The sequence below is a fragment of the Flavihumibacter sp. genome (genome assembly GCF_036676075.1).
Classification (GTDB): domain Bacteria; phylum Bacteroidota; class Bacteroidia; order Chitinophagales; family Chitinophagaceae; genus Flavihumibacter.
Genome location: NZ_JAKFDQ010000006.1, coordinates 590777 through 605675 on the forward strand (window position 1 = coordinate 590777; position 14899 = coordinate 605675).

At 42.8% G+C, this 14899-nt stretch carries 15 protein-coding genes and 1 tRNA gene; 9 read left to right on the forward strand and 7 right to left on the reverse strand.

The annotated features are described in order from the left end of the window. Positions 1 to 46 precede the first annotated feature (46 nt). Complete coding sequence (locus V6M43_RS02555; protein WP_332732466.1) at positions 47 to 559, forward strand: YybH family protein; 513 nt, start codon at positions 47 to 49, stop codon at positions 557 to 559. A 54-nt stretch (positions 560 to 613) separates the two neighbouring features. On the opposite strand, the gene V6M43_RS02560 is transcribed toward V6M43_RS02555, so the two are convergent. The 3 genes from V6M43_RS02560 to V6M43_RS02570 form a co-directional block, all read right to left on the reverse strand. After that, positions 614 to 1618 carry a sugar kinase gene (locus V6M43_RS02560; RefSeq protein ID WP_332732467.1) on the reverse strand — a complete coding sequence of 335 codons (1005 nt, stop codon included), beginning with the start codon at positions 1616 to 1618 and terminating at the stop codon, positions 614 to 616. Then, the gene (locus tag V6M43_RS02565) at positions 1618 to 2004 is read right to left on the reverse strand and encodes a hypothetical protein (protein WP_332732468.1); all 387 of its coding nucleotides are present in this window, start codon (positions 2002 to 2004) and stop codon (positions 1618 to 1620) included. Before V6M43_RS02565 ends, V6M43_RS02560 begins: the two co-directional genes overlap by 1 nt. A gap of 63 nt (positions 2005 to 2067) precedes the next feature. Further along, a complete protein-coding gene (locus V6M43_RS02570; RefSeq protein WP_332732469.1) occupies positions 2068 to 2301 on the reverse strand; it encodes a hypothetical protein in 234 nt (77 codons plus the stop codon). A gap of 66 nt (positions 2302 to 2367) precedes the next feature. Between V6M43_RS02570 and V6M43_RS02575 the strand changes: the two genes are divergently transcribed. The 4 genes from V6M43_RS02575 (at position 2368) to V6M43_RS02590 (ending at position 6484) form a co-directional block, all read left to right on the forward strand. Continuing rightward, entirely contained in the window at positions 2368 to 3207 is an 840-nt protein-coding gene (locus V6M43_RS02575; RefSeq protein ID WP_332732470.1) for a chromate resistance protein ChrB domain-containing protein, read from the forward strand. A gap of 97 nt (positions 3208 to 3304) precedes the next feature. Next, complete coding sequence (locus V6M43_RS02580) at positions 3305 to 4450, forward strand: chromate transporter (RefSeq protein WP_332732471.1); 1146 nt, start codon at positions 3305 to 3307, stop codon at positions 4448 to 4450. 21 nt (positions 4451 to 4471) lie between these two features. Continuing rightward, positions 4472 to 5419: a DUF1259 domain-containing protein gene (locus V6M43_RS02585; RefSeq protein ID WP_332732472.1), complete on the forward strand. Its 948-nt coding sequence runs from the start codon at positions 4472 to 4474 to the stop codon at positions 5417 to 5419. A 138-nt stretch (positions 5420 to 5557) separates the two neighbouring features. Then, positions 5558 to 6484, forward strand: a complete 927-nt coding sequence (locus V6M43_RS02590; protein ID WP_332732473.1) for an MBL fold metallo-hydrolase — start codon at positions 5558 to 5560, stop codon at positions 6482 to 6484. Between the two features lie 23 nt (positions 6485 to 6507). Here V6M43_RS02590 and V6M43_RS02595 read toward each other — a convergent pair whose 3' ends face one another. The 3 genes from V6M43_RS02595 to V6M43_RS02605 form a co-directional block, all read right to left on the reverse strand. Then, a complete protein-coding gene (locus V6M43_RS02595; RefSeq protein WP_332732474.1) occupies positions 6508 to 7248 on the reverse strand; it encodes a LytR/AlgR family response regulator transcription factor in 741 nt (246 codons plus the stop codon). A gap of 10 nt (positions 7249 to 7258) precedes the next feature. Further along, positions 7259 to 9319, reverse strand: a complete 2061-nt coding sequence (locus V6M43_RS02600; protein ID WP_332732475.1) for a sensor histidine kinase — start codon at positions 9317 to 9319, stop codon at positions 7259 to 7261. Between the two features lie 95 nt (positions 9320 to 9414). Beyond that, a complete protein-coding gene (locus tag V6M43_RS02605; RefSeq protein ID WP_332732476.1) occupies positions 9415 to 9936 on the reverse strand; it encodes a hypothetical protein in 522 nt (173 codons plus the stop codon). A gap of 384 nt (positions 9937 to 10320) precedes the next feature. Between V6M43_RS02605 and V6M43_RS02610 the strand changes: the two genes are divergently transcribed. From V6M43_RS02610 to V6M43_RS02620, 3 genes are all read left to right on the forward strand, one after another. Further along, complete coding sequence (locus tag V6M43_RS02610; protein WP_332732477.1) at positions 10321 to 10884, forward strand: DUF417 family protein; 564 nt, start codon at positions 10321 to 10323, stop codon at positions 10882 to 10884. Between the two features lie 49 nt (positions 10885 to 10933). Beyond that, a complete protein-coding gene (locus V6M43_RS02615) occupies positions 10934 to 11878 on the forward strand; it encodes a ClpXP adapter SpxH family protein (protein WP_332732478.1) in 945 nt (314 codons plus the stop codon). A 75-nt stretch (positions 11879 to 11953) separates the two neighbouring features. Further along, the gene (locus V6M43_RS02620; RefSeq protein WP_332732479.1) at positions 11954 to 12718 is read left to right on the forward strand and encodes an SDR family NAD(P)-dependent oxidoreductase; all 765 of its coding nucleotides are present in this window, start codon (positions 11954 to 11956) and stop codon (positions 12716 to 12718) included. A gap of 974 nt (positions 12719 to 13692) precedes the next feature. On the opposite strand, the gene V6M43_RS02625 is transcribed toward V6M43_RS02620, so the two are convergent. Then, positions 13693 to 13766 (reverse strand) — tRNA-Asp (locus tag V6M43_RS02625). Positions 13767 to 13891: 125 nt separating this feature from the next. Here V6M43_RS02625 and V6M43_RS02630 point away from each other — a divergent pair. Continuing rightward, complete coding sequence (locus V6M43_RS02630; RefSeq protein ID WP_332732480.1) at positions 13892 to 14872, forward strand: acetyl-CoA carboxylase carboxyltransferase subunit alpha; 981 nt, start codon at positions 13892 to 13894, stop codon at positions 14870 to 14872. The last annotated feature ends 27 nt before the right edge of the window (positions 14873 to 14899 follow it).

A 14899-nucleotide genomic window follows, 5' to 3' on the forward strand; every position in this document is an offset into this window, starting at 1 on the left:
CATTCTGATAAATATTTCATGCTTTACTCACCTTAAAACAAAAAAAATGAAACAATTTAAATTTCTAACAGTTTGCATCGCCTTATCGTGTTTGGTTATGAGTTGTAACAATGAAAAGGCTGCCGACAAAACAGAGGCTGTTGTTGAAGTAGAACAGCCGGCAAAGGTTGATCTTGCTTCCGTTAAAACAGAGATCCAGAACCTTGAGACAGCCTGGGCTGCGGCCGACAATGCCCGCGACACTAATGCAATTGCAGCCTTCTATGCTGATGATGCGGTCAGTTTGAGGAATAACAATCCCATGATCCAGGGCAAGGAAGCCATCAGGAAAGATGTGGGGGAAAGTCTGGCCAAAAGAGCCAAGGGAGCTACAGTAAGTTATGATGTGGTAGAAGTTTTTGGAGAGGGCAATTACATCACTGAAGTTGGAAAATCCACTACAAAGGATGCATCCGGTAAAGTGATAAATTCAGGAAAGTATATGGCCATCTGGGAGAAGCGCGATGGAAAATATGTATGCATCAGGGATATCTATAATGATGATGCAAAGCAGAATTGATAAATTAAAATTGGCCAGCTCGTTTTGGGTTGGCCAGTTTTTTCTTCAACTGTTTCATATTGTTCCCAGAACCCGTTTGTTTACATCTTCGATGCTTTGATGAGTAGCGTCGCCTCTTTCATATAATTTTCCAACGGCTGCAGCGGCAGCATAGTTGATCATTTGCGCAGGCTCCTTACTATTGAGCATTCCATAGATCAGTCCGGCCATAAAGCAGTCGCCACTACCGGCTTTATCGATTACATCCGCAAGTGCAAATTCCTTAGATATATACTGTTCCTGCTCTTGTTGCATGATGGCCCAATAAGATGAATCCATACGAAAAGTATAGGCCAATGTATTTGCCTGGGGGAATCGTTGATGCAATGCAGCCATGCTCCGTTCAGCAGCGTTGATCAGTTCAGAACGGGTTGCGCCCTTAGTTTCCTGAAGAGCAGTTTCAATTCCCAGCAATGATTCAGCCGACCAGATATTTCCCATGATGAGATCAGCATGGTTTACCAGCGCGGGCATTATTTCAGTAGGTTGCTTTCCATACTGCCATAATTTGGACCGATAGTTGAGGTCAACCGAAATGGTGAGACCCTTTGCGCTGGCAACTTCAAGGGCTTCTTTGCAGAGTGCTGCAATATTATTATTCAGGGCCGGACAAATAGCTGAAAAATGAAACCAATGGCAGTCATCCAGTATGCTGTCCCAATTGATCATTCCCTGTTTTAGATCAGCGAAGGAAGAGCCAGCCCTGTCATATACCAGTGCGGCATTTTTCAGATCGGCACCCTGGGTTAAATAATAGGTTCCGATGCGGTTTCCCGAATAGTGTATTGCAGAACAATCGATGTTTTTGTTGGTGAGATCTTCCACAATTTCCCTGCTCAGGAAATTATCAGGAAGGGCGGTAAAATATTTCACCGGTATATTCCACTTTGCAAGTGCATTCGCAACATTAAGTTCAGCCCCGCCAATATAAACCGGCATGGTGGCGGTATCGATCCATTTCCCATTGGACGCGGGAGACAGGCGCATCAGCAATTCACCGAAACAAAACACTTTTTTCATTACCCGATTTTTGATTCGCTTTCCAGCACTTCAATTTCTGTTTTTACTTTCTTTACATCCTGCCGCACCCAGATGAAAATACTCATATAAATATTCGCGATCCATACAAGTGAAAAACCGGCAATGAGGTAGCCTCTCCAATCGGTAAATAATAGTTTGTATTCTGTAATGATCAGAAACAGTATAGTCACATAATGACTGAAACAATATTCGCAGGTAAAGAGGTAAAAGAATTTTCTTTCTAAAAGAGATTTACACTCATTACTTTTTCTTTTACAATATTCCCTGGGTTCTTTAAACACTTCTTCATGCGTAACCGTCCAGGCCACACAGGCAATTGGAATGGCTAATAGAAACAACCATGTTATCTGGGTAGTAAGTGGCATCCTCTGATCTTTTTATTTAAGATAGTCAACAATGCTATGCAATACTCGTGCTTTTAAGCATTATTAAAAAGAGGGACCCCAGCCAGAGTCCTTTGAGAGTGCCTTGGGAGTGCCTGGGTAGTCCTTAAAAACCCTGTCGAAACCCAGCAAAAACCCTTTCGCGAGTACGGTAAAACCCAGGTGGACTGTCACGAACAGCACCCCCCGTATGGCATGAATTACCTGTTTTTGAAGGATCGGAATGATGAATTGCATGGTTCCTGCCGGTGGATTGTCATGAATGATCTTCAGTAACACGCAGCCGCCTCAATATTGACAATAATATGATTCTGGAATTATCAGAATTAGTAATTTCAAAAAATCATGAAATGGATAACCCGTGAGCGGCCAAAGATTGACAGAATTGCCTGCCCTTGGCTTATTAAAAGGTTTATTGATAGCAATGCCGAATTCATCTATGTTCCCTTCGATCAGGTAGTTAGAAAATCAATTGAACTTGATGCCATCCCCTTTGACGTGCCCGATGTAGAATTTACTCATCAGGGCGCCAACTGCACGTTTGATGCGTTGATTAAGGCATACAAAATAAAAGATCCCGCCATCCTCACGATGGCCGGTATTGTTCGTGGCGCCGATACTGATCATCATGAAATTGCCTTTCAGTCATCTGGCTTATGGGCAATATCATCAGGACTTGCTTACAACTTTACAAACGATCATGAATTGTTGGAAAAAGGAATGTTGATATATGATGCATTATATAGCTGGGCCAAATATTTACAAAAAGAAAAGCATACACAGCAGCCCTTCGAAAGTTTGTTGTTGAATGTGTTTAATAAATTTTTGAAGACCAAACCTGGTTCTGGTAAAAAAATACCTGCATGGGCAAAAGAGCTTAAGGGTATAATACAGGATCAGATCGATACCAATCTAAGCCTTAAAGAAATATCGAAAGGGTTAGAGATAAACCCTTCTTATCTCTCGCGAGAATTCTCTAAATACTTTGAGGACTTATCTTTTGGTGAATATATCCGCAAGCAGAGGATTGAAAAAGCAAAGGAGCTGATGAGGACAGCTTCCTATTCACTTACAGCGATAGCCTACCTCACTGGGTTTTCTGACCAAAGCCATTTTACAAGGATATTCAAAAAGCATACAGGAGAAAATCCCTCTGCCTACCGGAAAAAGTTGAAAGAAAAGTAATGCCTGTACAAAAAGTTATCTGCATTCTATTCCCGGTTTAGAGGCTTCCTGAATTTGCACATTCAATCAATGTTTTACAAATCAATCCAGTTGATTAATGACAACTCCTCCCTATAGTTTAAAACAGTTGGTTTTATATTTCCTTTGGCTTGGAACAATTGGTTTCGGTGGTCCCGTGGCGTTAGTAGGTTATATGCACCGCGACCTTGTAGACAATAGAAAATGGATCGGAGAGGAGGATTATAGGGAAGGATTGGCATTGGCCCAGCTAGCCCCCGGACCCCTGGCAGCCCAACTATCAATTTACCTGGGATATGTGCACTATAAGATATTAGGGGCCACACTGGCTGGTCTCGCCTTTGTTATGCCTTCTTTTATAATGGTACTGGGTTTAGGATATGCATATGTAAAAGCAGGAGGGCTGCCCTGGATGCAGGCAGTCTTTTATGGAATTGGTGCAGCCGTTATTGGAATCATTGCAGTAAGCAGTTATAAATTATCGCGGAAAAGTTTGGGAAAGGATTGGTTATTATGGGCAATTGCGATTGTACTTGCCATTTCAACGTTTATAACTGAAAGAGAAATACTTTGGATGATACTGTTAGCAGGTATCATTGTTTGGATCTACAGGTTTCCTCCAAAATTCAATGATATCCATAATACCATTAATTTTTCCCCGGTGCTGCTGCAGGTGGTTGGCAATTTTCCAATAAATGAAAAGCTTGGTCAGATCGGATGGTTTTTTTTCAAAGCAGGAGCCTTTGTATTTGGTAGTGGCCTGGCTATTGTTCCATTTTTATATGGTGGTGTGGTGAAAGAGTATCAGTGGCTCGATGAACAACAATTTTTAGATGCGGTTGCTGTGGCAATGATCACTCCCGGGCCCGTTGTTATTACTGTAGGTTTTATTGGCTACCTTGTTGCAGGAGTTCCTGGCGCCTGTGTAGCGTCACTGGCAACATTTTTACCTTGTTATCTTTTTACGATCATTCCCGCTCCTTATTTCAAAAAATATGGTAAAAATCCATCGATAAAAGCTTTTGTAGACGGGGTTACAGCAGCTGCAATAGGCGCAATTATAGGTGCAGTGATTGTATTGGGAAACCGACAGCTATCAGATGTTGTATCTTTACTCTTAGCTTTATTCACTGTAATAGTGTTATTAAAATTCAAGAGGATCCAGGAACCTGTTATTATCATTGTTGCTGCTATTCTTGGTCTTTTAATTAAAGGGTTTTGGTGATGATCATATAAAACTATACAAATGAAATTTTCTCTTTCTGTGCTCGTTTGTTCTGCTTTTTTCTTTTCCTGCCAGCAGCAATCTTCTGAAGCAAACAATACAATTACCACCCGAAAGGTTGATACCATAATATGTGCGCCGGGAAGTAGCAAATTAGATATTGCCAAAATAGAGGAAATCACAGGCATGAAAGGAACAGAGAAGAATGGTGAGTATAAAATAACTGTTCCCCAGAACGACCTCAATATTATAGTGGATGGATTTAAAATTACTCCCCCCATGGGACTGGGAAGTTGGGCGGCGTTTACTCCATGCGCTGATAGTGCCATGGTGATGGGTGATATTATTGTTACGGAGACCGATCTGAAACCTGTACAACAGGAAGTGATCCGTCAGGGCTTTTCCATCACCGCCATACATAATCATTTTGTTCGTAACCGGCCAAATGTGATGTATATGCATATTGACGGGAAAGGGAAGGTGGAAGGATTGGCAGCCAGTGTCAGATCAATTTTTGATAAGGTAAAAGAGTCGAGAGGGAAAGATCCTAAAGCAAGCGCTGCAGACAGTGTTCCCACCAGTTTAAATATCGCTATGCTCGACTCAATAATTGGAGCTAAGGGAGAAATGAATAAAGGGGTTTACAAATACACCATTGGCCGACCCGATGTTGCACTTACAGAACATGGCATTCCTGTTAGCAGTTTTATGGGATTCAATACCTGGGCTTCATGGCAGGGAACACCTGAAAAGGCTGCCGTTGCAGGTGATTTTACAATGCTGGAAGGTGAAGTTGCACCAGTTATAAAAGCATTGGTGGAAAATAATATTGAAGTAGTGGCTGTGCACAATCATATGGTACATGAAACACCGCGGATTTTCTTTCTGCATTACTGGGGTGTAGGAAATGCAGAACAATTAGCCAGGGGGATTAAAGCTGCTTTGGATAAGACCGGCAAGAAGCCTTGATCTGAAGACTTTGGTGATTACCATCGGTAAAAATGGTAAGGGAATCAGTAGTTCGTATAAGCACAAGCCCACATTAAGACTGATCTTTGTAATAGCTTAGTTGCAAATCCAACTAGCGATTCACTTTAATTAGAATATATGCCCAGTAATCTTAAGAAATACATAAGAACCATATTCGTTGCGACATTTTCCTTTTTTTTCTACGCAGCAATGAACACGCTGCAGGCGCAGACGGACACAGCAAAGACCAGTAAGGCTAAAAAGTACCAGGCTAAAGCACCAGAAACACAACCCTTTGATGCTAATGCATTTGGCCCTTCTGACCACACTACATTACGTTGGTTGGGTATGGCGGGATATTTTATCAATAGCAGGGGTACCACATTGATGGTTGATCCCTTACTCGGTGAATTCGATATGCCGATAATGATCAAGTTTCCAATTGCACCGAAAGATGTACCTAAACTTGACGCTGTACTTATAACGCATGCCGATAATGACCATTACAGCGTTCCAACTAATCGGGACCTGAAACCTGTTACTAAAGTATTCCACTCAACCCGTTATGTGGATTCACTTATGAAAGGTGAAGGATTTCCATCAGTTGGTCACAATATTGGTGATAGTTTTACTGTAGGGCCGGTCCGGGTAAAACTTACGACTGCTGATCATGCTTATCAAAATCACTATCCTGGCATGAGTACCCGGTGGTTTGCAAATGAAGATGCCTGTGGGTTCTGGATTGAAACACCTGATGGTAATATTTGGGCTCAAGGCGATTCCCGTTTACTGCCGGAACACTTAAACTACCCTGCACCCGATGCGATCCTTTTTGATTTTTCCGATAGTGAATGGCATTTTACTTTTGAAGGGGCTGTGAAAATTGCAAATGCGTATCCAAACACGCCATTATTATTAAATCACTGGGGTTCTGTTGATTCACCAGATTTTAGTCCATTTAATGCAGATCCCGAAAAACTCAGGAAGAGCATTGTTAACCCTGGACGTATATATGTGCTTGCCCCAGGAGAGCCATTCACTTTAAAGAAGCTAAAGCAAAAATAAATAGACTGAGATATTTGCTTTTCTCACTTTCCTATTGCCTGCAGAAACTCAGCTTTTTTTCTTTTGGATACATCCAGCACATTTCCATGTCGCATCACCACCTGTCCACCTTCGCCACGGATGTATTTTTCTACAAAATACTTATTGATCACCGTAGCATGATGAATGCGCAGGAAAGTGTCAGCAGGCAGCATTTCCTCAAAGTCTTTCAAGGTTTTACTTACCAGGAGTTTCTGATTTGTGGATAGAAAGATGTTGGTGTAATTATTACTTGCCTCCAGATAGATAATGTCTTCAATATTTATGAAACGAAGGCCGTCGCTGGTGGGAATGGTGATGCGTTTCGGTTGTTTGTTATTCAGGTGCTCCAGCAGCAGTTCGATCTGTAATTGAGAATTGCGGCTGTTTTTGAATTCCTCTGCTTTCTTAACCGCAGCAATGAGGTCAGCTATTTCAACGGGTTTTACCAGGTAATCAAGTGCACTGTATTTGATGGCCTTGATGGCATAATGGTCATAGGCGGTAACAAAGATCAGTTCGAAATTCCTGTTCTTCAGTTGTTGCAACAGAACAAATCCATTCATGACCGGCATCTCGATATCCAGGAATACTATATCAGGTTTGCTGGATTCTATGGCTTTGATACCATCTTCAGCATTGTCGCAACAGCCAATAATCTCAATCTGTGGACAATGCTTTAAGAGCTTTCCACTTAAAGCGCTGAGGTTGCTTTGATCGTCGTCTATGAGAATAGCTCTTAGCATCTGCTGTATTTTATTCAAAACAATTGATACGCACCACTGCTTTGGTTCCCAAAGCTATTCCTCCTTCCTCAAGGTCGGTGATCACCAGATCAGTTGCGATATCATTTTTGTTATGCAACTGGATTCGCTCCCTGGTAATGGCTATTCCATAGGATTGCCTGTCGGGTTTGTTGATCTGCCGGAGGTCGGCAGCTTTTTTGCGTCCGATCCCATTGTCTGTGATGGCATAAATGATATGGTTGTCATTGAGCTGCACCTTTACATTTACCTGCCTTTTCCCATTTTGCTTGTTGAGCAGTCCGTGATGAATGGCATTTTCAACAAAAGGCTGGATGATCAGCGGCGGTACTTTATAATCTCCATTCAACAATTCATCATCTGCCTGCAGGTCATAACTGAATTTATCATTGCACCGGAACTGCTCCATCTCCAGGTAAAGCTTCAGCGTTTCAAAATCTTTTTCAAAGGGCACGAGGTTGTTTTTTGAACAATCCAGTACGCCGCGTATCAGTTTGGCAAAGCGGGAAAGACAGGTGGTTGCTTTGTCGCTCTGGTTAGTCTGGATCAAACTATCGATAGCACTAAGGCAGTTGAAAATAAAATGCGGATTCATCTGCGCCCTTAAGGCCTGCATTTCCAGTTCCAGTGCTTTTCGTTTCAATGCCGATTGTTCCTGTTCGTTGCGAAGCTTTTCATTCCGGCGTTTTAGAATAAGGTTTCGGGTAATTATTATAGAAAATAAAACAGCAAGGATAAATCCCGCGATCAGAATATTCTTTAACTGGACCTGCCTTTCATTGTCCTTTTGCAGAAGCCGGATTTTATTATCTGCCTGCGATGCGGCCAGGTATAGAGCTGTTCTGCCGGCAAATTTTGCTGTTTCCATGGAGTCTTTCAATTCAGCATACTGTCGAAAGTAAACATAGGCGCTGTCGGTTTGCTTTAAAAGATCAAAGGTTGCTGAAAGTTGTTCAGTAGCATCTTTTAAAAACTGTTTATTATCAATGCTTGCTGCTAACTGGTATAGCTCGCGGTGATAGCGAAGGGAAGCAGGGTAGTCGCCTTTCCCCAATAAAGCTTTACCTGCAATGAGCAGGGAATACATCAACGGGATGACATCTTTGTTTTCACGTTGTTTTGATATATTAGGAACCACCTGCCGTAATACAGAATCATATTCCTTTCGCGCCAGTTGAATGTCAGTAGAAAATCCCCAGACCATTGCAGAGAAATGTTTTCTGAGGCTAAGGTCGGTGGTTAAAGAATCTATATTCCGGAGATGCTTTTGCTGGTAATAAATTACTGAATCATGATTTTTCAACCGCAAATGGGCATAGGCCATGTCTTCGAGATGGGGCCAGAGTAAAGTGAATGCGCTGGCGGAGGGAAGAAATTCATGGTAATATTCCAATGCTTTTTCAGCATCGCCAACCCTGTTATAAGAACGGGCAATAAAAGCCAGTGATATTGACACCAGCAACGAATCATTCAATTCTTTGCCAATCTGATGTGCTTCTACCAGGTGTTCAAACCCTTTCCAGTAGGCACCGCTTTTTATGTGTGCAAAACCGATCGTTTCTATAGCCCATCCTAATAGCTTTTTATCTTTTGTATCTAGTGCTATTTGTTTTGCCAGACCTGCTGTATCAACCGCATGTTGGTATTCGCCAGCTAATGCGAGTCCACCGGCTAGGCATTTATAGGCATAGCCAAGGGTTCGGTTATCGCTGGTGGCTTTTGCAATTTCGATTGCCCTTCTGCTGGTTAAAACCATTTGCCGCGGTTGCCCCAGTAACCTGCCGTATATATCAGCTTCAAGGATCAATGCTTCTGCTACGCCTTTCTGGTAGTTGATGGATGACGCCTCCTGAAAAGCCAACTGGGAATACCTGACTGCCGAGTCGCCATGTATCCATTTGTAACTAAACTGTTCACTGATTTTGTTGAGGCAATCAACCCTTGCCTTGCCCTTCAATAATGGCAGGCGGTTTCTCATACTGTCGATGCCATGAGTTTGAGCATTGCCGGCCATTTGCTGAAAGCAAAACAGTATGAGAAGCCGCAGATACATGTGCCGTGGAGGTTGTATTAAATTTACGTTTTTTTACTGTTACTGTTTTGATGGAGCCATCAACCAGCAAGAGTTTTAAGTGCACCTGCCATTATTTAATAGCTGATAATGCCTTCATGAGCGATAGATCCTTCCGAATGGCCTGGAGTAGCGACGCTAAATCCAGAAAAGTTTCCGCTGGCATGTTGAAACCTGCCATTTCCTCCTGTTATTATATGCACCATGGAAACGTTCAAGCTACCGTCCTGGTTGGGCGTAGCGGTGCCGGTGAAGCTTGTATATATTTCGTCGCCGTTAGCTGCCGTGAAAGTGGCCGTTCCACCTAACTGGAAAGGTGGCGGTGTGGTAAAGTTTAAAGAAGATACAGCCACAAAGCTGCTGTTGCCTAAGTGCGATGCATTTCCTGCACCTGTGATCCTGGTTTGAAGAAAGGGTGGGGGCTGCAGTATCTCTGATGAAGTTATGTAGGTTCCTTTGAAGGGAAGCTCTTTCTCCTGGTTACTGTTAGCCGCCATTGAGAGGTTATTACTTAATTCTTCATCCTGTATGACATCTTTCTGGCAACTCAGTAAAATGCATGATACAATAATTACTGAAAGGGATCTTAGCTGTTTCATTTTTCATTTTTTAAGGTGATTATTATCAGGCTCGGGATAAAGATACCCTCCCATAAAAGCCATTAAAAGCAGCAATGAGCAAGTGGAAGGGCTTATTGACTAAGTGGGAAGATCTTCATTGAAAGCACTAACGGGCATATAGCCACATTTGTATTCTCTATTTCCATTGATTTATATCAATGCCATTTCTTGCCCAAACGCAATGGCCGATGGCAGGGTGTTACGGTAGCTTTGTATAATCATTACAATGACTATGCTAATGAAATAAGAGGATACAGCTGTGGCAATTGTGGATGAACTCGAACAGCCGCAACATATTTGCCAGCGTTTCACGGTTGCATATTGAACAAGGCATATTGTAAAAACAGAAAAACCGCTTTAAGCATGAACAAGTTTTTTAGATACGCAGCATCATTGCAAACCACGGGTATTCATCTTGCCCGCATTGGATTGGTGATCGTGCTACTCTGGATTGGTGGCTTAAAAGCTTTCCGGTATGAAGCAGTGGGAATTATACCCTTTGTTGCCAACAGTCCCACCATGAGCTTCTTTTTAAAATACGATGCGCCGGAATACAAAAAGCACATGAATAAAGAAGGGGAATACAAACCGGAAAATATAGCCTGGCACAAAGAAAACAATACCTATTTGTTTTCCTATGGATTAGGAGCCGTGATCGTTTTGATTGGATTACTGATTGCGTTGTATCCTGTTTTGCCTGCACTGAGTGCAGTTGGTAGTTTCCTGGCCTTTATCATGAGCCTGGTTACTTTATCCTTTCTGATAACAACTCCTGAAACTTGGGTGCCCTCTTTGGGCGACAGCGAATCTGGTTTCCCTTATCTGAGTGCTGCGGGAAGGCTTGTTATTAAAGACGTCATAATGATGGGAGCAGCTGTTGTTACCATGGCACAGGCGGCTAAAAAATATGTAGAGACTAAAACCTAAATAATATAAGTGGATGTGAAAAATGCACATCCCGTTTAAAAAAGAAAACATGGAAAAAGATTTAAAGGATGCAATGAATTGCGATATGGAAACTGGGATTTGTGAAATTCCTCAAGCTTCCGGTGAAAGCAAGCAGGGAGCTGTTAAAAAACCGATTAAGCTTTTATACTTTACCGACCCTATTTGTTCATCCTGTTGGGGAATTGAACCGCAGCTTCGGAAACTGAAGCAGGAATACGGTCACTATTTTGACATTGAATACCGGATGGGCGGCTTGCTTAAAAGCTGGAGCGAATATGGTGGAAGCGATGTAAGCGGTCCGTCAAGCGTAGGGCAGCATTGGGATGAAGCCGGCGCGCATTATCAAATGCCGATTGCTGGTGATGTATGGAACGAAGATCCACTGCATTCATCCTATCCTCCTTCCATTGCGTTTAAAGCTGCGCAACTGCAGGACAACCTTAAAGCAGCACAATTCCTGAGACGGATAAAAGAAATGGTTTTCACAGAGAAAAAAAACATCACCAAACTGGAACATCTTTTACAGGCAGCTAAAGATGCAGGTTTAGATGTTAAACAATTTGAGTTTGATTACGAACAAAAGGCAAAGTTGTTATTTGAAGAAGACCTTTCTATGGCTAAAGCTTGGGGCGTCAGAGGTTTTCCAACCATTTATTTTATAGATGAAGACGATAACCGTTTTAAAGTGTATGGCAGCAAACCATACCAGCACTATGAACAGGCCTTGCTGAAATTATTGCCTGGCGATGTACAAATAGAGAACCCTTCTTCCTATGAAGCTATTTTCAGTCAATTCAATACGGTTACATTAAAAGAGTTTGCTGTTTTTTATGAGGTAGATCTGGAACAAGCCGAAGGCCTTTTAAGTGAGCTTGAAATGCAAAAGAAGGTAAACCGTACCATCACCTATGCGGGCCCAATATGGAAGGTTAGCACATCAAATAACTTACCAATTGTTGCAGGATTTGAATAATGGGCTGCAAGAAACTCAGACGCACAAATAATCGAATAGCCTTAAATAATATCGTTCACTATAAAATTCTTACAAATGAAAAGGTTAGAAAACAAAGCCGCCATTATTACAGGTGCTGCCATGGGTATGGGAAAAGAAACAGCAAAACTCTTTGCTGAAGAAGGCGCAAAAGTAGTTGTGGCAGATTTCAACGAAGAAGGTGGAAATGCTGTGGTAAAAGAAATTGTTGAGAGCGGAGGTGTTGCGGCATTTTTCAAAGTTGATATTTCAAATGCTTCCCAGGTTGAAGCGATGGTAAAATTTACTGTAAGCACTTATGGTCGTCTTGATTGTGCAGTGAACAATGCAGCGTTGAAACCAGACAATAACAAGTTTGAAGATCTGGATGAGGAGTATTGGGACCGCTTGCAGGCTGTTGACCTCAAGGGTACGGCATTGTGTATGAAATATGAGATCAGGCAATTTCTGGAACAGGGGGGTGGGGGAGCAATCGTAAATATTTCCTCGATCAATGCATTCAAGCCAACAACCGGTAATCCTGCTTACCAGGCGTTCAAGCATGGCGTGGTAGGCTTAACAAAGGCGGCAGCTTTTGAATATGGAATTAAAGGTATTCGCATCAACTCCGTTGCACCCGGTGCCATCCGCACGCCCATGCTTACCGCAGCTTTGAAGGGGCTCAATATCGAAGAAAAAGATATCATTCCTACCATGAGTTTGATTGGTAGACTGGGTGAGCCAAGGGAAGTGGCACAGGGTTCGCTATTTCTCTGTTCAGACGACGCCAGCTATGTTCATGGTACTACCCTTCATGTAGGAGGAGGGTTTGAATTGCTCTGATCATCTCGCCAGCCGGAATTGCAGTTAATTCTTTGTGAGAACAATCAACCCGGAGTAATATCCGGGTTTTTATATCATACATATATTGGGCGGGAATGCTGGATTGAGCGGCGTTGAAAGCCGCCCCTAAGCCGTCTCTAAGCCGACTCTAAGCCGTCTCTGAGCCGTCTCTGAGCGACTTTTAAGCAGGTGGGAAGCGTCTCCAAAGCGTGGCGGAAGGGTGAATGAGCGGTTGCGGAAGCGTGTTGGAAGCTGTTTTGATGCGTCAACAATAGGTCTGCAAGGCGTCTCTAAGGCGTCTCCAATGCTTTCACTATACTGAAAATGATTCTGAACCCCGGGTTTTATTACCTCAATCACCCAATTTGAAAACAACAAAATCAAATATTGGCCTTAGAATGCTCATTTACATCCCCAGTATCCTGATTTTTTATTTCTATCCAAAATTATCTCACAAGCATCCCTACACGTAGTCAATAGCATTCCACTGGCATTCCTCTGCTATAACCAGTCTTTAACCTATGCATTACTCAAGTATAACCTGAGTATTAAACAACGTAATAACTTGTATGAAACAACCTAATAACAAGTATGAAACAAGTATTGCAAATAGTATACAATGAGTATATACTTCACTACAAAAATTAATGCACTTCCAACTTTCGATTTGTAAGAATTTTATGCAGCACCGGAAAGGAAGTACGCCAACGGCAACTTTCGATTTGTAAGAATTTCCTGCAGTGCCGAAAATGAAGTGCGGAAACGTGGACTTGCGATTTGTAAGAATTTTATACAGCACCGAAAAGGAAGTACGCCAACGTCAACTTTCGATTTGTAAGAATTTCCTGCAGTGCCCAAAAGGAAGTATGGAACCATGGACTTGCACTTTGTAAAAAAGCAGTTCGTATAAAGCGCAGAAACAAAATAGCCTGAAGACTCATCTCCAGGCTATACTTTTTTCGGATCAACTCTTGCGGACCGGACGGGACTCGAACCCGCGACCTCCGCCGTGACAGGGCGGCATTCTAACCAACTGAACTACCGATCCGTTTCCCTAATTTACAGCATTACTACCGTGTTTTGGGATTGCAAAGATAAAGGGAATTGCTACTTACAAACAAAACTTTTCCTAAAAATTTTTCAACCCTTAATTTTACACCATAACCAATGCTTATGCCGGAGAATAAGAACAGACAATTCCTGGAATTTGAAAAACCGATCAAAGACCTTTTTGATGATATTGAGAAGATGAGGCAAACTGCCGAGAAGAATGCCAAAGTTGATATGAGCGGCCCCATCGCCGATCTGGAAAAGCAGGTGATCGAAAAAAGAAAAGAGATCACAGAAAACCTCAGCAGCTGGCAAAAGGTGCAGCTTAGTCGCCACCCCGACCGGCCCTATACAATGAAATACATCACCAAGATGACCACCAATTTCGTGGAGCTTCATGGTGATAGAAACGTTAAGGACGATAAAGCCATGGTAGGTGGATTCGCCCAGCTGGATGGTGAAACCGTTATGTTCATCGGCCAGCAGAAAGGTATCAATACAAAAATGCGCCAGTTGCGCAATTTTGGTATGGCCAACCCCGAAGGCTACAGAAAAGCACTTCGCCTGATGCGACTGGCAGAAAAATTCAACAAACCCATCGTTACCCTCATAGACACCCCGGGCGCCTATCCCGGTCTCGAAGCAGAAGAAAGAGGGCAGGGTGAAGCCATCGCCCGCAATATATATGAAATGATGCGCCTGAAGGTCCCTGTCATTTGTGTGATCATTGGAGAAGGTGCCTCAGGCGGAGCGCTCGGTATTGGCGTGGGAGACAGGGTGTTCATGCTGCAGAATACCTGGTATACCGTTATCTCGCCTGAAAGCTGCTCTTCCATTCTCTGGAGAAGCTGGGACCAGAAGGAAAAAGCCGCCGAAGAACTCAAGCTTACGCCTGATCATATGCATGAATTCGGACTGGTCGACAAGATCGTTCCTGAGCCTATTGGCGGCGCTCACTGGGATTATGACCTCGCCGCTGCAAATCTTAAACAGGTGCTTATTGAAACATTGAGGGAGCTCAAACAGATCCCCGCAGAAGAGCGGGTTCGCCAGCGTATCTCGAAGTTCGGAAAAATGGGCTTCTGGGATGAATTACCGGCATGACCGGTTTGGTTCCAACAATTTACTTAA